17 protein-coding genes are annotated in these 20586 nt (G+C 71.9%); 10 read left to right on the forward strand and 7 right to left on the reverse strand.

Features of this window, described 5'->3' with window-relative positions; translation table 11 throughout:
- The first annotated feature begins 57 nt into the window (after positions 1-57).
- Positions 58-1215: an acyl-CoA dehydrogenase family protein gene (locus tag AB0L95_RS14150; protein WP_365161598.1), complete on the forward strand. Its 1158-nt coding sequence runs from the start codon at positions 58-60 to the stop codon at positions 1213-1215.
- Between the two features lie 34 nt (positions 1216-1249).
- Positions 1250-2116: an acyl-CoA thioesterase II gene (locus AB0L95_RS14155; RefSeq protein ID WP_365161600.1), complete on the forward strand. Its 867-nt coding sequence runs from the start codon at positions 1250-1252 to the stop codon at positions 2114-2116.
- Between the two features lie 305 nt (positions 2117-2421).
- On the opposite strand, the gene AB0L95_RS14160 is transcribed toward AB0L95_RS14155, so the two are convergent.
- The 3 genes from AB0L95_RS14160 to AB0L95_RS14170 all read right to left on the reverse strand — a co-directional run bounded on the left by AB0L95_RS14160 (position 2422) and on the right by AB0L95_RS14170 (position 5137).
- Positions 2422-2568 (reverse strand): hypothetical protein, encoded by a 147-nt coding sequence (locus tag AB0L95_RS14160; RefSeq protein WP_365161602.1) that lies wholly within the window; start codon positions 2566-2568, stop codon positions 2422-2424.
- Between the two features lie 56 nt (positions 2569-2624).
- Complete coding sequence (locus tag AB0L95_RS14165) at positions 2625-3413, reverse strand: phosphatase (protein ID WP_365161604.1); 789 nt, start codon at positions 3411-3413, stop codon at positions 2625-2627.
- Between the two features lie 62 nt (positions 3414-3475).
- Entirely contained in the window at positions 3476-5137 is a 1662-nt protein-coding gene (locus tag AB0L95_RS14170; protein WP_365161605.1) for a helix-turn-helix domain-containing protein, read from the reverse strand.
- 216 nt (positions 5138-5353) lie between these two features.
- Here AB0L95_RS14170 and AB0L95_RS14175 point away from each other — a divergent pair, with 216 nt between their 5' ends.
- From AB0L95_RS14175 to AB0L95_RS14185, 3 genes are all read left to right on the forward strand, one after another.
- A complete protein-coding gene (locus AB0L95_RS14175) occupies positions 5354-6817 on the forward strand; it encodes a sodium:solute symporter (protein ID WP_365161607.1) in 1464 nt (487 codons plus the stop codon).
- Between the two features lie 107 nt (positions 6818-6924).
- Entirely contained in the window at positions 6925-7932 is a 1008-nt protein-coding gene (speB, locus tag AB0L95_RS14180) for an agmatinase (RefSeq protein WP_311692597.1), read from the forward strand.
- Entirely contained in the window at positions 7929-9614 is a 1686-nt protein-coding gene (locus AB0L95_RS14185) for a thiamine pyrophosphate-binding protein (protein ID WP_365161608.1), read from the forward strand. Before speB ends, AB0L95_RS14185 begins: the two co-directional genes overlap by 4 nt.
- A gap of 39 nt (positions 9615-9653) precedes the next feature.
- Here AB0L95_RS14185 and AB0L95_RS14190 read toward each other — a convergent pair whose 3' ends face one another.
- On the reverse strand, positions 9654-10274 hold the full coding sequence (locus tag AB0L95_RS14190; protein WP_365161609.1) for a hypothetical protein: 621 nt from the start codon (positions 10272-10274) through the stop codon (positions 9654-9656).
- A gap of 232 nt (positions 10275-10506) precedes the next feature.
- On the opposite strand from AB0L95_RS14190, the gene AB0L95_RS14195 reads away from it, so the two are divergent.
- Together AB0L95_RS14195 and AB0L95_RS14200 are read left to right on the forward strand one after the other, a co-directional pair.
- A complete protein-coding gene (locus AB0L95_RS14195; RefSeq protein WP_365161611.1) occupies positions 10507-11427 on the forward strand; it encodes a serine hydrolase in 921 nt (306 codons plus the stop codon).
- A gap of 95 nt (positions 11428-11522) precedes the next feature.
- Positions 11523-12566: an esterase-like activity of phytase family protein gene (locus tag AB0L95_RS14200; RefSeq protein ID WP_365161613.1), complete on the forward strand. Its 1044-nt coding sequence runs from the start codon at positions 11523-11525 to the stop codon at positions 12564-12566.
- Between the two features lie 105 nt (positions 12567-12671).
- Here AB0L95_RS14200 and AB0L95_RS14205 read toward each other — a convergent pair whose 3' ends face one another.
- On the reverse strand, positions 12672-12941 hold the full coding sequence (locus AB0L95_RS14205) for a hypothetical protein (protein WP_365161615.1): 270 nt from the start codon (positions 12939-12941) through the stop codon (positions 12672-12674).
- Entirely contained in the window at positions 12938-13828 is an 891-nt protein-coding gene (locus tag AB0L95_RS14210; protein ID WP_365161616.1) for an isocitrate lyase/PEP mutase family protein, read from the reverse strand. The genes AB0L95_RS14205 and AB0L95_RS14210 overlap by 4 nt, the downstream gene beginning before the upstream one ends.
- A gap of 281 nt (positions 13829-14109) precedes the next feature.
- Here AB0L95_RS14210 and AB0L95_RS14215 point away from each other — a divergent pair, with 281 nt between their 5' ends.
- From AB0L95_RS14215 to AB0L95_RS14225, 3 genes are all read left to right on the forward strand, one after another.
- A complete protein-coding gene (locus AB0L95_RS14215) occupies positions 14110-17841 on the forward strand; it encodes an ABC transporter ATP-binding protein (protein WP_365161618.1) in 3732 nt (1243 codons plus the stop codon).
- Positions 17842-17962: 121 nt separating this feature from the next.
- Entirely contained in the window at positions 17963-18349 is a 387-nt protein-coding gene (locus tag AB0L95_RS14220) for a hypothetical protein (RefSeq protein ID WP_365161620.1), read from the forward strand.
- 125 nt (positions 18350-18474) lie between these two features.
- Positions 18475-19896 carry a S28 family serine protease gene (locus tag AB0L95_RS14225; protein ID WP_365161621.1) on the forward strand — a complete coding sequence of 474 codons (1422 nt, stop codon included), beginning with the start codon at positions 18475-18477 and terminating at the stop codon, positions 19894-19896.
- Between the two features lie 23 nt (positions 19897-19919).
- Here the strand turns inward: AB0L95_RS14225 and AB0L95_RS14230 are convergent, their stop codons facing one another.
- Positions 19920-20519: a hypothetical protein gene (locus tag AB0L95_RS14230; protein ID WP_365161623.1), complete on the reverse strand. Its 600-nt coding sequence runs from the start codon at positions 20517-20519 to the stop codon at positions 19920-19922.
- Positions 20520-20586: the final 67 nt, after the last annotated feature.

The raw sequence follows: 20586 nt of genomic DNA on the forward strand, positions 1-20586 counted from the left end.
CCGGTACGTTTGATATGAGCAAGCGCTTAGACAGTCGAGGTACGCGGAGGTGGCGGCGTGCGCCGTACGGTGTTCAACGAGGATCACGAGGCGTTCCGGGAGACCCTGCGCGCCTTCATCGAGGCCGAGGTCGTTCCCGTCTACGACGAGTGGCTCGCCGCCGGCCAGGCGCCGCGCGACTTCTACTACAAGCTCGCCGAGCTGGGCGTGTTCGGTATCCGCGTCGACGAGGAGTACGGCGGCGCGGGCATCGACTCGTACAAGTTCGAGGCCATCCTGATGGAGGAGACCGCCCGCGCGGGCATCACCTTCGGTGGCTCCGGCGTCCACGTGCTGCTCGGCCTGCCGTACATCAAGCTGCTCGCCACCGACGAGCAGAAGAAGCGCTATCTGCCGAAGTTCGTCGCCGGCGAGGAGATGTGGGCCATCGCGATGACCGAGCCGGGCACCGGCTCGGACCTCGCGGGCATGCGCACCACGGCCAAGCTCTCCGAGGACGGCACGCACTACGTCCTCAACGGCGCCAAGACCTTCATCACCGGCGGTGTGCACGCCGACCGCATGATCGTCTGCGCCCGTACCTCCGCGCCCACCGCCGAGGACCGCCGCCACGGCATCTCCCTCTTCGTCGTGGACACCAAGGCCGAGGGCTACTCGGTCGGCCGCAAGCTCGACAAGCTGGGCCTGAAGACCTCCGACACCGCCGAGCTGTCGTTCGTCGACGTCAAGGTGCCCGTCGAGGACCTGCTCGGCGAGGAGAACAAGGGCTTCTACTACCTCGGCCACAACCTGGCCTCCGAGCGCTGGGGCATCGCCTACGGCGCCTATGCCCAGGCCAAGGCCGCCGTCCGGTTCGCCAAGGACTACGTCCAGCAGCGCACCGTTTTCGGCCAGCCCGTCGCCGCCTTCCAGAACACCAAGTTCGAGCTGGCCGCCTGCCAGGCCGAGGTGGACGCGGCCGAGGCCGTCGCCGACCGCGCCACGGAGGCCCTCGACGCCGGTGAGCTGACCCCCGCCGAGGCCGCCTCCGCGAAGCTTTTCTGCACCGAGGTCGCCCACCGCGTGATCGACCGCTGCCTCCAGCTGCACGGCGGCTACGGCTTCATGAACGAGTACCCGATCGCCCGCCTGTACGCGGACAACCGCGTCAACCGCATCTACGGCGGCACCAGCGAGATCATGAAGACGATCATCGCCAAGGACATGGGCCTGTAAGCCCCGCGCAACCACCCGCGGATACAACCGACCCATGAGTCAGGCACTACAGGGTCTCCTCGATCTGCTCGATCTGGAGCAGATCGAGGAGGACATCTATCGCGGCCAGTCCCGGTCCGCCGTCGTCCCCCGCGTCTTCGGCGGGCAGGTGGCGGCCCAGGCCATGGTCGCCGCCGGGCGCACGGTCCCCGCGGACCGGCCGGCCCACTCCCTCCACGCGTACTTCCTGCGCATGGGGGACCCGGGCGCGCCCATCGTCTACAACGTCGAGCGTCTCCGCGACGGCCGGTCCTTCACCACCCGCCGGGTCGTCGCCGTACAGCACGGCAAGCCGATCTTCACGCTGTCCGCGTCGTTCCAGACGGACGAGGAGGGCCTCGACCACCAGGCCCCGATGCCGCCCTCCGCCGACCCGGCCACCCTGCCCACCTCCGAGGACCGGCTGCGCTCCTACGGCCACCTCGACCCCCAGGTGGTGGAACGCATCCTGGAGGCCCGGGAGGCGATCGACCTGCGGTACGTCGAGGAGCCGCCGTACGGGAAGTTCGGCGACCCCCGCGAGCCGCACTCCCAGGTGTGGTTCCGCACCAACGGCAAGCTCGCGGACGACCCCCTGCTGCACGTGGTCCTCGCGACCTACGTGTCCGACATGACGCTCCTCGACTCGGTGCTGCTCGCGCACGGGCGCGGCGGCTGGGCCGTCGGCGATGTCGTCGGGGCCTCCCTGGACCACGCGATGTGGTTCCACCGCCCGTTCCGGGCCGACGAGTGGCTGCTCTACGACCAGGAGTCCCCCTCCGCACACGGCGGCCGGGGCCTCGGCCAGGCCCGCATCTACACCCAGGACGGCCGTCTGGCGGTCTCGGTGATCCAGGAGGGCGTGGTCCGCGTTCCGTGGTGACGCCTCCGGGGGACGGAGCCACGCCCCGTCCCCCGGAAGGGGGCAGTCGCGGCGGATCAGCTCCGGGTTGATGCGGCGGCCGACGAGCGGGAGCGTGCCCACCGCGGCGACGACGACCACGCCCAGGGCCGCGAACGCGAGGACCGGGATGCCGGAGAGGTCCCAGAAGACGGCGCCGCCGCCGGTGACGAGATAGCTCGACTCGGCGAGCTTGCCGGTCACGAGGACAAGGGCGAGCCCGATGGTCAGGGGCAGGACGACCTGCGTGCTCTGGACGGCGCGCAGCGTTCGCGTCCGGGCGCCGATCAGGTGATCGCGGTGACCTGGGCGCGGCGTTCGACGGCCCGGTCCGTCGCAGAGACCAGGAAGGCCGCGACGCCGATCACGAGTCCCGTGATCATGCCAAGGGCCAGCAGGGTCTCGATGACGGCGATCTGCTGGAGCGAGTCCACGTTGACGCCGACCGGTTCCGCGGGGGCGGTCGGTGCTGCGGCCCCGTGACCTTCTGTCAGGCCAGGCCCGCCGCGTCGAGCAGGTATGCCGTCAGCGGGTCGTAGTGGCGGGGGCTGGTGACGTGGTCGTCGAGGGGGACCGTCACCTGGACGGTTCCCTCGGCCTCCGCCAGGAAGAGGGCCGGGTCGTTGCAGTCCGCGTAGCCGACGGAGTCGACGCCCAGTTGACCCGCGCAGCCCGCCCAGCCGTGGTCGGCGACGACCAGGTCGGGCAGCGGGCGACCCGTCCTCTCCAGACCGTTCAGGATCGCGCGCATCGGCTCGCCGGAGTGCGTGTGCCAGAGGGTGGCGCCGTGCTCCAGCACGGCCACGTCGGCGAACTGCATGACGTACCCCTCGTCCGTCTGCAGCCCGTCCGGGATGACGACGATCTCGCACCCGGCGGCGCGCAGGGCGGCCGCGGTGGCGCGGTGCACATCCAGGAGCCCCCCGGGGTGCCCGGTGGCCAGCAGCACGCGCTGCCGGCTGTCGGCGGCCTTGCGCAGACGGGCCGCCAGACGATCCAGGGCGCCGACGGTCAGCTCCGGGTCGATGGTGTCCTGGCCGTAGCGGTACTCGGGATCGTCGTTCACACCGCAGCGCTCCGTCATGACCGCGAGCACGTCCTGCTCGTCGGTCCAGCGGTCGCCCAGTTCCAGGCCGAGCCAGAAGTTGCGGTCGCCGTTCGCCAGCTTGCGGTAGTGGGAGAGATTGTTCTCACGGGGCGTGGCGACATCGCCCGCGATACGCGTGCGGACGAGGTGGTCGACGAGCTCGGCGCGGCTGGGGGTCCCGGGTATCGGCATGGCCCCCATTGTGCCGTCGAGCTGCGCCGGGACGGCTGTTGTTCCGCAGCGTGGGACGTGCGTCACTCGGCGCGGGCGGGCGCCGCCCGGCCCTGTCCCGTCCGCTGCAACGCGAACCACAGTTCCATCCGTACGTCCGGGTCGTCCAGGTCCGCGTCCAGCAGCGCCGTACAGCGCGCGATGCGCTGGCGCACGGTGTTGCGGTGGACCGACAGGGCGACCGCCGTGCGGTCCCAGCTGCCGTGCAGGGACAGCCAGGTGCGCAGGGTCTCCACCAGGGCGGGCGTCCCGGCGATCGGGGCGAGCAGGGTGCGGGCGTGCAGCTCGGCCTGCTCGGCGGGGACGAGGTCGGCGAGGCCCGTGCGCTCGCCGTGGCGCACCAGCGGCGCACGGGTCGCGCGGGCGCGGGTCAGGGCCCGGGCCGCCTGGGCGTCGGCGGCGGCCCAGTCGCCCGGGAGGACGGCGGCGCTCACGCCGAGGGTCCAGCCCGGCAGCGGCGCCGGTTCCCGGCCGGCGGGGACGAGGACCCGTACGACCCCCTCCCCGAGATCGACCAGCGCGGACCCGAGCGCGGCGCCGAGCGCGGCGGCGGCCATGGCGTCGTGCGGACCGGTGCCGCCGGGAGACGGCTGCCCGGCCTCGGGGGCCCGGGTGTCCGGGCGGGCGTGCACGACGATCCACCGGTCGTCCCCGAGCAGCGGTGCGACCGCCTCCGGGGCGGCGCCCAGCAGCAGCCGTACGAGCGCCGACGAGCGCGCCGCGCCCGCCCCGCTGTGATGCTCCCCGGTCAGCAGGGAGAGAAGGACCGCGGCGACCGAGGCGATGGTGTGGTCCCCGGGGTCGCGCCGCGGGGAGGCGACCCCGAGGGCGAAGCCCTGGACCGGGTCGAGCGCGTAGGCGGCCAGATGGGTCCCGGCGACGGTCTCGGCGGCGGAGGACGGAGCGGGGCGGGCCCGGCCCGGCCCCGCCGGCGCGCCCGGCTGCGGGGCGCCGGCCAGGTGCGCCGGGGGCAGAGCCGCGGTGCCGACGGGCCGTACCACCCGGGCCAGCTCCGCCATCGCCTCCCGCGCCTCGCTCTCCGGTCCCCGCCCGGCCGCCGCGACCTGCGTCCCGTCCGGCCCGTAGAGCACCGCCCAGCCCGCGACCCGCTGGGCCAGCTGCCGCAGCACCGAGGGCACCGGGTCCGGGCGGGCCGCCGCCGCGGCCAGGCTCTGCTGGGCCTCCGTGACGCGGCGCAGCTCCGCCAGGCGGGCCTGGGCCATCAGCTGCCACACCGCACGGGCCACGCCGGAGAACGTCGTCTGCGGCGGGACCTCCAGCAGCGGCAGCCCGTGGCGGTCGCAGGCCGCCACCAGCGCGGGCGGCACCGTGTCGTGCACCGGCGCCAGGCCGAAACCGAGCGCCGCGCCGCCCGCCGCCACGATCCGGGAGACGTAGTCGTCGAAGTACTTCCCCGGTCCCGGATCCGCTCCCCCGGGGGCTCCCGCGTCGGAGCCGGCCGTCTCGGGGATGTGCACGCCCGCCGTCAGCAGCAGCTCGCCGCCCAGCAGATACGGGTAGGGGTCGGCCATCTCCGAGGTGTGCGCCCAGTGGATCACGATGCCGGGGCCGGCCGGACCGGCGATCTGCCGCAGGGCCAGGTCCTCCCGGGCGAGCAGGGCCGACAGCGGCACCGGTGGTGTGGGGGGTACCGCCGGAGCGGCCGGTGACGACGGATCCGGCATGGTGGACGGTTCCTCCATTCCGCTCGGTTCAGATGGATGAAACGTACACTTCAGAGTCGCTTTCCGGCCACCTAGTGTCTCTCCAGACCGGCAGCCGCGGGTACGGGCGGATGTCCCCGCGATCCGCTGCCGGCGTCCCGGTTCCCGGGGTAGCTCCCGGGAACCCTTGAGTCTCTGCACGACACGCCACCGGGAAGTGCGCGAAGGAGGGCCCCCATGGCCGTCGACTACACAGTGATCGTCGTCTACCTAGCCGGCATGCTGGCGATGGGCTGGTGGGGCATGCGCCGCGCCAAGTCCAAGAGCGAGTTCCTCGTCGCGGGCCGCCGTCTCGGGCCCGCCATGTACTCCGGCACCATGGCCGCGATCGTCCTCGGCGGCGCGTCCACCATCGGCGGCGTCGGCCTCGGTTACCAGTACGGGCTGTCCGGTGCCTGGATGGTGTTCACCATCGGCCTCGGACTGCTCGCCCTGTCCGTCTTCTTCTCCGCGCGCATCGCCCGGCTGAAGGTCTACACCGTCTCCGAGATGCTCGACCTGAGATACGGCGGCCGGGCCGGTGTGATCTCGGGCGTGGTCATGTGGGCGTACACACTGATGCTCGCGGTCACCTCGACCATCGCCTACGCCACCATCTTCGACGTCCTCTTCGACATGAACCGGACCGTCGCGATCATCCTGGGCGGCTCCATCGTCGTCGCGTACTCGACGCTCGGCGGCATGTGGTCCATCACGCTGACCGACATGGTGCAGTTCGTGGTGAAGACCATCGGCGTCCTGCTTCTGCTGCTGCCCCTCGCGGTGATCCGGGCGGGCGGCTTCAGCGAGATGAAGGCCAAGCTGCCGACCTCGTACTTCGACCCGCTGGGCATCGGCGGCGAGACGATCTTCACCTACGTCCTCATCTACACGTTCGGCATGCTGATCGGGCAGGACATCTGGCAGCGCGTGTTCACCGCCCGCAGCGACACGACGGCCAAGCGAGGCGGCACGGTGGCCGGCACCTACTGCCTGGTCTACGCGCTCGCCGGCGCCGTCATCGGCACCGCCGCCAAGGTGCTCTTCCCGAAGCTGGACAGCCCGGACGACGCCTTCGCGACCATCGTCAAGCAGGAACTCCCCGTCGGTGTGCGCGGGTTGGTGCTCGCGGCGGCCCTCGCCGCGGTGATGTCGACCTCTTCCGGCGCGCTCATCGCCTGTGCGACCGTCGCCAACAACGACATCTGGTCGCGGCTGCGCGGTGTCGTGCGCCGCGACGGGAACGAGGCGCACGACGAGGTCAAGGGCAACCGCGTCTTCATCCTCATCATGGGGGTCGCCGTGATCGGTACGGCCATCGCGCTGAACAACGTGGTCGAGGCGCTGACCGTCGCGTACAACCTGCTCGTCGGCGGGCTGCTGGTGCCGATCCTCGGCGGACTGCTGTGGAAGCGCGGCACCGCGCAGGGCGCGCTCGCCTCGGTCGCCGTCGGCGGACTCGCCGTCATCGCCCTGATGGCGTCCTACGGCGTCCTCGCCAACGAGCCCGTCTATTACGGCCTGCTGGCCTCGCTGGCGGCGTACGTCGTGGTGTCGCTGATGACGAAGCCGACCGAGGAGGCCGTGCTGACCGCCTGGCGCGAGCGGCTCGCGGGCCGTGGAGCGCCGGCCGCGGAGGAGCCCACGACGGTGGGCGTCTGAGGACTGGATGCTTCGGTCCGGCCGCCGCACGGTGGCCGGACCGTGCGGCCCCCGCCCCGGGGTCCGCGACACTGGAAGAAACCCGCATGACCCGGAGGAGTCCGACGATGAGCAGTACCGAGAACCCCGCAGCAGGCGCCGGCCGACCCCGCGGACCCGTCGACTCGTCCCGCATCCCGCGGTACGCGGGCCCCGCGACCTTCGCCCGGCTGCCCCGCCTCGACGAGGTCGGCACCGCGGACGTCGCGGTGGTCGGTGTGCCCTTCGACTCCGGCGTCTCCTACCGCCCCGGCGCCCGCTTCGGCGGCAACGCCATCCGTGAGGCGTCCCGTCTGCTGCGCCCCTACAACCCGGCGCAGGACGCCTCCCCCTTCGCGCTCGCCCAGGTCGCGGACGGCGGCGACATCGCCGTGAACCCGTTCAACATCAACGAGGCCGTGGAGACCGTCGAGGCCGCCGCCGACGAACTGCTCGGCACGGGCGCCCGTCTGATGACCCTCGGCGGCGACCACACCATCGCCCTGCCGCTGCTGCGGTCCGTCGCCAAGAAGCACGGCCCGGTGGCCCTGCTCCACTTCGACGCCCACCTCGACACCTGGGACACCTACTTCGGCGCGGAGTACACCCACGGCACCCCGTTCCGCCGCGCCGTCGAGGAGGGCATCCTCGACACCTCCGCGCTCTCCCACGTCGGCACCCGCGGCCCGCTGTACGGCAAGCAGGACCTCACCGACGACGAGAAGATGGGCTTCGGCATCGTCACCTCCGCCGACATCTACCGGCGCGGCGCGGACGAGGTCGCCGACCAGCTGCGCCAGCGCATCGGCGACCGCCCGCTGTACATCTCCATCGACATCGACTGCCTCGACCCCGCGCACGCCCCGGGCACCGGCACCCCCGAGGCCGGCGGCATGACCTCGCGCGAGCTCCTGGAGATCCTGCGCGGCCTCGCGTCCTGCAACCTGGTCTCGGCGGACGTCGTCGAGGTGGCGCCCGCCTACGACCACGCGGAGATCACCTCGGTGGCCGCCTCCCACACCGCCTACGAGCTGACGACGATCATGACCCGCCAGATCGCGGCCGCCCGTGCCGGTGAGGAGACCGAGACCAAGTGACCCACGACCACGACCTGGTTCTTCGTCCGACGGCGGCGCAGACCGAGGCCGCGTTGAACCCTCCCCCCGGCCGCAACGGCGGAGACCTGGTCGTGGAGACCCTGGCCGGGCTGGGCGCGACGACCGTCTTCGGCCTGCCCGGCCAGCACGCGCTCGGCATGTTCGACGCGCTGCGCCGCTCCACGCTGCGGTACGTCGGTCTGCGGGTGGAGAACAACGCGGGTTTCGCGGCGGACGCCTACGGCCGCATCACGGGCGAGGCCGCCCCGCTCCTGCTCTCGACGGGCCCGGGCGCGCTGACGTCCCTGGCCGCGCTCCAGGAGGCGGCGGCCGCCTCGGCCCCGATCCTGGCGATCAGCAGTCAGATCCCGGCCGCCGGGCTGGGCGGTGGCCGCCACGGCTATCTGCACGAACTCCCCGACCAGGCGGCCTCGTTCCGGGGCGTGGTCAAGTCGGTCCACACGGTCCGCACGCAGTCGCAGATCCCGTCGGCGATCGCGGAGGCGTGGAAGTCGGCGCTGACGGCCCCGCACGGGCCGGTGTGGGTGGAGATCCCCCAGGACGTGCTGCTCGCCGAGACCGCCCTGCCGACGGTGACCGCGATGGACGCGACGCCGGAGGACCTGCTCCCGCGCCCCGAACTGACCGCGGTCGCGGCCGACCTGCTGTCGAAAGCGTCCCGCCCGGCGGTCATCGCGGGCGGGGGAGTGGTCCGGGCGGACGCCGCGGGCAAGCTCCTCCAGCTCGCCGAGAAGCTGAACGCCCCGGTCGTCACCACCTTCGGCGGCAAGGGCGCCTTCCCCTGGGAGCATCCCCTCTCCCTCCAGTCCTGGCTGGAGGACCGCCACACGACCGACTTGCTGGAAGACGCGGACGTCCTGCTGGTGGTCGGCTCGGGCCTGGGCGAACTGTCCTCGAACTACCACACGTTCAAGCCGCGCGGCCGGGTGATCCAGATCGAGGCGGACCTCGGCAAGCTGGAGTCCAACTACCCCGCTCTCGGTATCCACGCGGACGCGCGCCTGGCCCTGCAGGCCCTGCTGGAGACGGTGTCGGTACGGGACGACGCGAGCGCCCCCGAGCGCGTACGGGCGCTGCTGGCGCGGGTCGCCGAGCGGATCGCGGCCCAGGAACTGACCCTGGAGCAGCGGCTGCTGGCGTCGGTGCGGCGCGCCCTGCCCACCGGCTCCCCGTCCTTCTGGGACATGACGATCCTGGCGTACTGGGCGTGGTCGGCGTTCGACCCGCGAGGGACGAACACGATGCACTCGGCGCAGGGCGCCGGCGGCCTCGGCTACGGCTTCCCGGCCGCGCTCGGCGCCGCCGTGGCCGACCCCACGCGCCCGGTCCTCGCGGTCTCCGGCGACGGCGGAGCCCTCTACTCCATCGCCGAGCTGGCGACAGCCAGGCAGTACGACCTGAACGTGACCTGGCTGATCGTCGACGACGGCGGCTACGGCATCCTGCGCGAGTACATGACGGATGCCTTCGGTCAGGCCACGGCGACGGAACTGACCCGCCCGGACTATGTGGCCCTGGCGGAGTCGTTCGGCGTCCCGGGCGTCCGTACGACCCCGGACACACTGGAGGAGGACCTGACGAAGGCCCTTGCCGAGCCGGGACCCTCGGTGGTCGTCCTCCCGGCGGTCCTGCGCATGTTCGCCCCGACACACCTGGCCTGAGGCGCCTGACGCACCTGAGGCGCCTTCACCGCAGCCGGATCACCGGAACCAGAAGAAGATCGTGTCGTTCGTCTGGCCGAGCTGCCGGGCACTCTCCCACTCCTCGGCCTCGAACCGCAGGACCTCGGCGAACCTGCTGACCGTCCCCCGGTGGTCGGGATCCAGCCGGTCCAGCACCGCCTCGTACGCCTCGGCGAGCGCGGCGGCACGCTGGGCCGGCAGGACACCGATCTGGGGAACGATGTCGCCGGGGTGCGGCAGCCGTACCGGCGGCCCGCTGAACAGGAACGAGCCCGGCCGCAGCTCGGACGGCACACCGTGCCGGGCCAGTTCGTCGTCCACGGAGTGGAACCAGGACAACCGCCGCCACGATCCGAGGTCCACGGTCTCGGAGAAGTGGCACGCCACCACCTCGTGGAAGGCATAGGTGTACGCCGGGCTCACCTCCTCGCTGGGGGTGCCCTCCAGCAGTTCGTCGAGCGCCTGCCGGACGGAGACGCCGAGATCGATCTCCTGCTCCTGGAACCGCGCGTCGGTCCGCGCGCACCGCTCGCGCACGGTCCCGAGCATCCGCTCCTGCTGCGGCGTCCGCTCCACCGCGGTGAGCAGCCGCATCACGCTCCGCATGTCACCGGTGCTCATCTCCAGGCAGTAGCTCACTGTTTCCTCCCCGTTCTCCGGACGCGTGCGCCCATGATCGCAACAGCCTCCCGGCCGGATCGCGGTCGGGGCCGCGCCGCGCCGGGCGGTTTCCTCACCGCGAAAGGGCGTCTGATGGCCGGGCAACCGGGAAAGGATGTCCTCTCGTGCAACCTTTCACCCGTACCCGTGAGTCATCAGGGCAGGACGTGCCGGGGGCACGTCCGAATCCACGTAACGGATGGGGACTTCCATGACTCACCACAGATCCCGGCGTGCCCGTGTGCTCGGCGCCGGTATCGCCGCCGGGATTCTCATACCGTCCGTGGCCGCGGCGACGCCCGCCTCCGCCACGACGCCGACGGTGAGCTGCACCTCGGGCAAGACGGGTCTCGCGGCCAAGCTGCAGAAGGACATCACCGCGGCCCTCGCAGACCGCAAGGGCACCGTCGCGGTCGGCCTCTACGACCGGTCCACGAACACCACCTGCTCGCTGCGCGCCACCAGTGCCTACGACTCGGCCAGCGTCGTCAAGGTCACGGTGCTCGCCACGCTGCTGTGGGACGCCAAGAAGCACAACCGCTACCTGACCGACCGTGAGAACACCCTCGCCACGGCGATGATCACCAAGTCGGACAACGACGCGACCAGCACGCTGTGGAGGCAGCTGGGCCTGACGAAGGTCAAGGGCTTCCTCGCCGCGGCCGGCATGACCCAGACCAAGCCGGGCGCGAACGGCTACTGGGGCCTGACCCAGATCACCGTGCAGGACGAGCAGAAGCTGCTCAAGCTGATCACCGCCAAGAACTCCGTGCTGAGCGACAACTCCCGGGCCTACATCCTGAAGCTGATGGGGAAGGTCATCTCCTCGCAGCGCTGGGGCACCCCCGCGGGCGCGCCCTCGGGTGTCTCCGTGCACGTCAAGAACGGCTGGCTGTCGCGCGCCACGCACGGCTGGCGCGTGCACAGCGTCGGCACCTTCAACGGGGCCGGACACGACTACATGATCACCGTGCTGACGCAGGACAACAGCACCATGGACTACGGCGTCACCACCATCCAGAACGTGGCCAAGGCCATCCACAAGGACCTGGTGCCGACGGTCTCCGCCAAGACCGCGTACGTGCCCACGAGCACACCGCAGGAGGCGATCCCGGCGGTCCCGGCGAACTGAGCCCGGCGGCCCCGCGGTGAGCCGACACGGCCCAACTCCCGCCGGTTCACGGGGAGTCCACTCCGGGGCCGCCCGCCTCGTCCTACGGTGGCGGCATGCGCCTGAGAATCCTTCTCGCCACCGTCACCGCCACCCTGGCGGCGGCCACCTCAACGGCCGCCGCCGGGACGCCCGCCGCCGGCACGCCCGCCGCCCCGCACACGTGCTCCTCCGCCGTGGACATCCGGGGCTTCTCGGACGCCCTCGACAAGACGACGTACGAGGGCACGTTCGTCGGCAACCTCTCCGCGCTCTCCGTCGACCGCGACGGCGCAATCGCTGCGCTGTCCGACCGCTCGTCGCTGTTCACGCTGGACCGCAGGAGCCTCAAGCCCACGAGCGTGGTGAACCTCGCCGACGAGAAGGGCGTCGCGCTCGACTCCGAGGGCCTGGTCGTCGACCGGGACGGCACGCGGCTCGTCTCCTCCGAGACCGAGCCGTCCGTCCGCCGCTACTCCCGCGACGGAAAGATCCTGGACCGTCTTGCGGTGCCGGCCCCGCTCGCGGTCGCCCCGGCCGGCCGGGCCACCTCCAACCTGACCTTCGAGGGCCTGACCCTGCTGCCCGGCGGCCACACGCTGCTGGCCGGCATGGAGGGTTCGCTCAGCGGCGACACCCCGGGCATCGTCCGCTTCCAGACCTGGACGCGCCAGGGGAAGCACTTCGCGCCGGCGACCCAGTACGGCTACCGGACCGACACCGGCCTCGGTGTCTCCGAGACCACCGCGACACCCGACGGCCGGCTGCTGGTCCTGGAGCGCGGGTTCACCGCCGGGTATGGCAACACGGTCCGCCTCTACCTGGCGGACCTGAAGGACGCCACGGACACCCGCGGCATCGACACGCTGACCGGACAGGACGGTGTACGCCTCGTCCGCAAGACGCTCCTGGCGGACCTGGTGAACTGCCCCTCGCTCGGCGCGCAGGCCCGCCAGCCCCAGCCGAACCCGCTGCTCGACAACATCGAGGGCATGACGGTCACGGGCGCCGCGCACGGCCGGCTGTACGTGCTGCTGGTCAGCGACGACAACCAGAACGCGGCCCAGGTCACCCGCCTGTACTCACTGCGCGTACGCCTCCCGCGCCCCGCCGGCCACTGACGGACCGCGGACCGCAGACCGCGTCACGGCCGGGCGCCGACGCGCCCGGCCGTTCCCCGTTCCCCCGGAGGACTCGGCGGGAGGGCTCAGCGTCCTCCGGAGGACTCAGCCGCCGTCCTCCTCGCCGTCGTCCCGCTCCCCGGCGCCGACGAGGGCCTGGATCGCGTCGACCGCGCTGCCGTCGTGGTCGCTGCCCGCGGTGCCGCTGCCGGTCTGGAGATTGGCCGTGCGGTCGACCTCCAGGATCGAGTCGGCGTGGGAGTTGTCGAGCACGGTGACCAGGCTGTCGTCCGCGACCGCCGGGCCCGCCGTGGCGCCGAGCAGGGCCATGGACAGGGCCAGCGCGGCCCGCAGCCGCGGGCGGGCGCCGGTCATCCGGTCACGCCCGCCGGCTTCGGCTGCAGACGCACACCCGCCCGTTCCGGATGGAACCGCGCGATGTTCCGCTCCAGCAGCCCGGTCGCGGCGCGCACACCGATCCCCTCCGCGGGGTCCACGTCCGGAAGACGTCCGTCGGCCCGCTTCAGCTCGGCGAGCGCGGAGTTCATCGCCGCGTGGGCGGCGAACAGACAGGGCGTGCTGTAGATCGCGACGTCCACGCCCAGCTCGGACAGCTCGCTCAGGGACAGCCGCGGCGACTTGCCGCCGGCGATCTGGTTGAACAGCAGCGGCTTGTCCCCGACCACGTCCCGGATCCGCCGGATCCACTCCACGCTGCGCACCCCGTCGACCAGCACCACGTCCGCGGCGGTGGCGGCCAGGGCCCGCGCCCGGTCCAGGATGTCCTGCTCCTCGGTGGCGTCCGTGCGGGCCACCACCACCAGGTCCCGGCGGGTCGCGAGCACCGTCTCCAGCTTCTCGACGTACTCGGTCAGCGGCAGGATCCGTTTGCCGTCGGCGTGCCCGCACCGGCGCGGCCGCTGCTGGTCCTCCAGGATCACCCCGGAGGCCCCGGCCCGCTCCAGCGACTCCACCACATGGCAGGCCACCTCGGGGTCGGCGTACCCGTCGTCGATGTCGACGAGCAGATGGTGGCGGGGGAACGCGCCGCGCAGCCGCTGCGTGAACGCCACCATGTCGGGCCAGGCGATGAAACCGATGTCGGGCAGACCGTAGTGCGACGCGGCGAAACCGAAGCCTGACACGAACATCCCGTCGTAGTGCGCGGCCGCGATCGAGGCCGAGTACATGTCGTAGACACCGATCAGTGGTGTGGTTCCCTGCGCGGCGATCTGCTCCCGCAGCCTGTTTCCGTAGGCCACCGTCCAGCCCTTCCGTGGGGGTCCTTTACCTGGGCGGGATTATTTCTGTACCTGCGCAAGCAATTCCCTGGAGAGATCCTTTACTCACCCGGTCGGGTCACCACCTTCACCGCAGAAACGTCACTCACGCTCTTCGCACGCCATCCATCGCCCAGGCCGAACCTAGGACCGCGGTCGCAGACGTCTGCGACCTTCGACCGGGAATTGTTGCGGAGGGATGAAATCCGCCCTGGTCCGCGTTGGTGCAGTGCGGATGATCCGGGCGACAGGAAGGGGCGGGCGTGGTGGCGCACGAGGGGGACACACGCGGCTGGGCACACAGGCTCGCGGGGTACGCGTGGCGCTACCCAAGGGACGTGGTCCTCGCGCTCGGGTCCTCGCTGGGCGGCATGGCCGTCATGGCGGTGGTCCCGCTGATCACCAAGGTGATCATCGACGATGTCGTGGGCGCCCACAGCCGGTCCATGGGCCCCTGGGCCGGCGCCCTCGTCGGTGCCGCCGTCCTCGTCTACGTCTTCACCTACATCCGCCGCTACTACGGCGGCCGGCTCGCCCTGGGCGTCCAGCACGACCTGCGTACGGACATGTACGGGACGATCACCCGGCTCGACGGGCGGCGCCAGGACGAGCTGTCCACCGGCCAGGTCGTCGGCCGCGCCACCAGCGACCTCCAGTTGATCCAGGGCCTGCTGTTCATGCTCCCTATGACGATAGGGAACGTCCTCCTCTTCCTGATCTCCCTGGTGATCATGGCGTGGCTGTCGCTGCCGCTGACCCTGGTCGCGCTGGCCGTCGCGCCCGCGCTGTGGTTCATCGCCAAGCGCAGCCGCACCCGGCTGCACCCGGCCACCTGGTACGCCCAGGCGCAGGCCGCCGCCGTGGCGGGCGTGGTGGACGGCGCCGTCAGCGGCGTCCGCGTGGTCAAGGGCTTCGGGCAGGAGGAGCAGGAGACCGGCAAGCTCCGGGAGGTCGGGCGCCGGCTCTACGCGGGCCGGCTGCGCACGATCAAGCTGAACGCCCGGTACACCCCCGCCCTCCAGGCCGTGCCCGCCCTCGGCCAGGTCGCCATGCTGGCGCTCGGCGGCTGGCTCGCGGTGCGCGGGCACATCACCCTCGGCACGTTCGTCGCCTTCTCCTCCTATCTTGCCCAGCTCGTCGGCCCGGTGCGCATGCTGGCCGTGGTGCTCACCGTCGGCCAGCAGGCCCGCGCGGGCGCCGAACGCGTCCTGGAACTGATCGACACCGAGCCCTCGCTGTCGGACGGCACCAGGGAACTGCCCGCCGACGCCCCCGCGACCGTCGAGTTCGACGACGTCTCCTTCGCCTACCAGGACGGCCGCCCGGTCCTCGACGGCCTCTCCTTCGAGATACGCCCCGGCGAGACCCTCGCCGTCGTCGGCTCCTCCGGCTCCGGCAAGTCGACGGTCTCCCTGCTGCTGCCCCGCTTCTACGACGTCACCCGCGGCGCCGTCCTCGTCGGCGGCCACGACGTGCGCGAGCTGACCCTCTCGTCGCTGCGCGCCGCCATCGGACTGGTCCCCGAGGACTCCTTCCTCTTCTCCGACACGGTCCGCAGCAACATCGCCTACGGCCGCCCGGACGCCACCGACGAGCAGGTCGAGCGGGCCGCCCGCGCGGCGCAGGCCGACCGCTTCATCGCCGAGCTGCCCGACGGCTACGCCACCAAGGTCGGCGAGCACGGCCTCACCCTCTCCGGCGGCCAGCGCCAGCGCATCGCGCTGGCCCGGGCGATCCTCACCGACCCCCGGCTGCTGGTCCTCGACGACGCGACCTCGGCGGTGGACGCCCGGGTCGAGCACGAGATCCACGAGGCGCTGAAGCAGGTCATGGAGGGCCGCACCACCCTTTTGATCGCGCACCGGCGCTCCACCCTCAACCTGGCCGACCGCATCGCGGTCCTCGACGGCGGCCGGCTCGCCGACATCGGCACGCACGAGGAACTCCAGGAGCGCTCGGCCCTCTACCGGCGGCTGCTGACCGACCCCGACGAACTGGGCGGGGTCTCCCCGGGCCACGCGCTGCCCCCCGCGCCCGAGGAGGACACCTCCGTCCGTGAGGAGCTGGACGCCGAGTTCGACGCGGAGCGGGGCGTCACCCCGCATCTGTGGACCGGTGACCGCGAGCCCCGGGACCCCGCGCTGAGCGGCACCCCGGCGACCCCCGAACTTCTCGCCCAGGTCGAGCAGCTGCCCCCGGCTGCCGACACCCCCGGCATCGACGAGGCACGCGCGGTGCGGGCCGAGGAGTCGTACGGACTCACCCGGCTGCTCCGCGGCTTCGGTCTGCCGCTCCTCGCGAGCCTCGCCCTCGTCGCCGTCGACGCGGGCATGGGCCTGCTGCTGCCGATCCTGATCCGGCACGGTATCGACCAGGGTGTGTCCCGGATGGCCATCGGCGCGGTCTGGGCCGCGTCCCTGCTGGCCCTGCTCGCCGTCCTCGTCCAGTGGACGGCGCAGGTCGCGGAGACCCGGATGACCGGGCGGACCGGTGAGCGCGTCCTCTACTCCCTCCGGCTGAAGATCTTCGCGCAGCTCCAGCGGCTCGGACTCGACTACTACGAGCGGGAGCTGACCGGCCGGATCATGACCCGGATGACGACCGACGTCGACGCGCTGTCGACGTTCCTGCAGACGGGCCTCGTCACCGCCTTCGTCTCCGTGGTCACCTTCTTCGGCATCATGGTCGCGCTGCTGGTGATCGACGTGCGGCTCGCGCTCGTGGTGTTCGCCACCCTGCCGCCGCTGGTCGTGGGGACCTTCTTCTTCCGCCGGGCCAGCGTGAAGGCGTACGAACTCGCCCGCGAGCGGGTCTCGGCGGTCAACGCGGATCTCCAGGAATCGGTGTCCGGGCTGCGGATCCTGCAGGCGTTCCGGCGCGAGCAGGACGGCGGACGGCGGTTCACCGAGGGCAGCGACAGCTACCGTCAGGCCCGTATCCGCGGCCAGTGGCTGATATCGGTGTACTTCCCCTTCGTGCAGCTGCTGTCGTCGGTGGCCACCGCGTCCGTGCTGATCGTGGGCGCGCACCGGGTGGACGCCGGGACGCTGACGACGGGTGCCCTGGTCGCGTATCTGCTGTACATCGATCTGTTCTTCGCCCCGGTGCAGCAGCTCTCCCAGGTCTTCGACGGCTACCAGCAGGCCACGGTGTCCCTCGGCCGGATCCAGGAGCTGCTGCGGGAGCCGACCGCCACCAAGGCCGCCGACGAGCCGCTCCAGGTGCGCTCCCTGCGCGGTGACGTCGCCTTCGAGAGCGTCGACTTCGCCTACGGCGACGACGAGGCGGCCCTCGGCGGCATCGATCTGCGGATCCCCGCGGGGCAGACGGTCGCCTTCGTCGGGGAGACCGGAGCGGGCAAGTCGACCCTGGTCAAGCTGGTCGCCCGGTTCTACGACCCCACGCACGGCCGGGTGCTGATCGACGGCACCGATCTGCGCTCCCTCGACCTGACCTCGTACCGGCACCGGCTCGGTGTCGTCCCCCAGGAGGCGTACCTGTTCGCGGGGACCGTCCGGGACGCCATCGCCTACGGGCGCCCGGACGCGACCGACGCCCAGGTGGAGGCCGCGGCGCGGGCGGTCGGAGCGCACGACATGATCGCCACGCTGGACGGCGGCTATCTGCACGAGGTCGCCGAGCGCGGCCGCAATCTGTCCGCCGGACAGCGGCAGTTGATCGCCCTGGCCCGCGCGGAACTCGTCGACCCCGACATCCTGCTGCTCGACGAGGCCACCGCCGCACTGGACCTGGCCACCGAGGCCCAGGTCAACCAGGCGACGGACCGCCTCACCGGCCGTCGTACCACGCTCGTGGTCGCCCACCGGCTGACGACGGCCGCCCGCGCCGACCGCGTGGTGGTCATGGACCACGGCCGGGTCGCGGAGGACGGCACCCACGAGGAGCTGCTGCGCCACGACGGCCGCTACGCACGGCTGTGGCGGACGTTCGTCGGGACTCCGGAGCCGGACGAGCGCGTCGGGTCCACAGCCTGACCGGCGGTCGGAGGGGCACTTCCGGTTCCCCATGGGGCAGGGGGAACCGTGCGACGCAACCATCGGACCTACGTCCTGCGTCCGTACACCAGTACGTTGATGGTCGCGGGAGGGACGAGAAGTGGACAGTGGTGCGATACGCCGGCGCCTGGCGCTCGGCCTGGCCGTGTTGACGGCGTCCGGGCTGCTCGCGGTGGCGAGCCCGGGGCACGCACAGGCCGACGACCCCTGCTCCGGACGGAAGGTGCGCACGCTGTCGTTCTCCACCGGCTCGGTGCGGATCTACAAGCGGGACGGCTTCGTGTGCGCGGTGACGGTGGCGAAGAACACCTCCGGACGGAAGGCGATGTCGGTGAGCGTGCAGGCGCGCGGCAGTCGCCCCGTGGCCGACAGCGGGCAGTTCACCTACCACGCCGGGCCGGTGGTCGTGCACGCCGGCCACCGCTGTGTGTGGATCCGCGGGTCGGTGGGCTCCGGCTCGGTCAGTTCCGGCTGGATCATGTGCTGACGGCCCCCGCCCTGAAGGGCGGGGGATCTTCTCAGCCATTTCACAGGTTTCTCCAACCTCCCCTGGTGCGCCCGGAGTTGCTCCGCTAGGTTCCGGCGGACATCCGCGTTCACAGGGGAGGGTGCATGCGCAAGGCGCTCAGATGGCTACTGGCGCTCATGGTGCTGATCGGCACGCTGAGCACGGCCGGGGCGGCCACCGCCACCGCGGCGGACACGGACATCAAGGACCGGCTGCTCGCCATACCCGGGATGAGCCTGATCGAGGAGAAGCCGTACGCCGGATACCGCTTCTTCGTGCTGGACTACACCCAGCCGATCGACCACCGGCACCCCTCCCAGGGCACGTTCCAGCAGCGGATCACCATCCTGCACAAGGACGTCTCGCGGCCGACGGTCTTCTACACCAGCGGCTACAACGTCTCCACCACCCCGGGCCGCCGTGAGCCGACGCAGATCGTGGACGGCAACCAGGTCTCCCTGGAGTACCGATTCTTCACGCCGTCCCGCCCCGCCCCGGCCGACTGGTCGAAGCTCGACATCTGGCAGGCGGCGAGCGACCAGCACCGCATCTACGAGGCGCTCAAGCCGCTCTACACCCACCGGTGGATCGCGACGGGCGGCTCCAAGGGCGGTATGACGGCGACGTACTACGAGCGCTTCTACCCGCACGACATGGACGGCGTCGTCGCGTACGTGGCCCCCAACGACGTGGTCAACGACGAGGACTCGGCCTACGACCGCTTCTTCACGACGGTCGGCACCAAGGAGTGCCGGGACCGGCTGGACGCGGTGCAGCGCGAGGCGCTGGTGCGCCGGGAGCCGCTGGAGCGGAAGTACGAGCAGTTCGCGGCGGCCGGCGGCTACACGTTCACGACGATCGGCGGTCTGGACCGGGCCTATGAGGCGGTCGTCCTGGACTATGTGTGGGGCTTCTGGCAGTACAGCCTGCTGTCCGACTGCGGAACCGTTCCGGCGGACGCGGCCCACGCCACCGACCAGCAGATCTGGGACTCGGTGGATGCGATCTCGGGCTTCTCGGCGTACACGGACCAGGGGCTGGAGACCTACACGCCGTACTACTACCAGGCGGGGACCCAGCTGGGCGCGCCCACGATCCACTTCCCGTACATCGAGAAGCGGCTGATCCGCTACGGCTACCAGCCGCCCCGGAACTTCGTGCCCCGCTCGATCCCGATGCGCTTCCAGCCGTGGGCGATGCGGGACGTGGACACCTGGGTGCGCCACCACGCACGGCACATGCTGTTCGTCTACGGCCAGAACGACCCGTGGGGCGCGGAGCGCTTCCGGCTCGGCGCGGGCGCGCGGGACTCCTATGTCTTCACGGCTCCGGGCCTGAACCACGGCGCGAACGTGGCCGGTCTGCTCGCCGACCAGAAGACCCTGGCCACGGCCCGCATCCTGGACTGGGCGGGCGTGGCACCGGCGGCGGTCCGCACGGACCCGTCGGCGGCGCGACCGCTGGCGCGCTACGACGCGCGGCTGGACCGCCGGGACATGGAACGGGAGCCGGCGCTTCGGCCGTGACGGTCCGGCTGTGCCCGGCCGGCTCACACCGTCCGGGCACAGCCCACCGGTTTCCCACCGCCCAACTGGACGTACAGCGCGGTCGACGGCGGGCACTGCGAGCGCCGCGACACCGCCGAGGTGACCCTGTACTCGGGCGCGTGCCCGCCCTTGCCGTCGCAGGCCGTCTCGCGGACCTCCCCCTTGCCCGCGCCGTAGACACAGTCCCCGACGATCGTGCGCGGTCCGCCCCCGCCGCCGGGGTCCCCCGGGTGCGGCGGTTCCAGGTTTCGCATACAGGCGTATCCGCGGGGCACGGCCCCCGACGCGCTGATGTGCAGGACGAAGTCCGTGGTCGCCGGGCACGCGGGACCGCCGTCCGGCGGGCCGCCGTCGAACCGGGCGACCACCCGCGCCGCCGCCCGCTCGCTGGTGCACGACACCTCGGTGAAGCTCGTCGTCCCGAAGGAGCTGCACTCGCCGACCGCGAGGAACTCGGCCCCGAACCCGGACGCCGCGGGCGACGGGGTGCCCCCGCCCGGCCGGTCCCGTGCAGCCCCCGACGGCGACTGGCAGCCGCACAGCCCGGCCGCCGCCAGCGCGGCCGTGAGCAGCGCACCCAGCCACGCTTGTGTCCCTCGCATCGCCAACCCCCCGGTTTCCCCCCTCCAGCGTGAACCGCGGCCACGGTCCACGCCAGACAACCAGGGT

The organism is Streptomyces sp. NPDC052036 (assembly GCF_040680495.1).
In the GTDB taxonomy this organism is placed as follows: domain Bacteria; phylum Actinomycetota; class Actinomycetes; order Streptomycetales; family Streptomycetaceae; genus Streptomyces.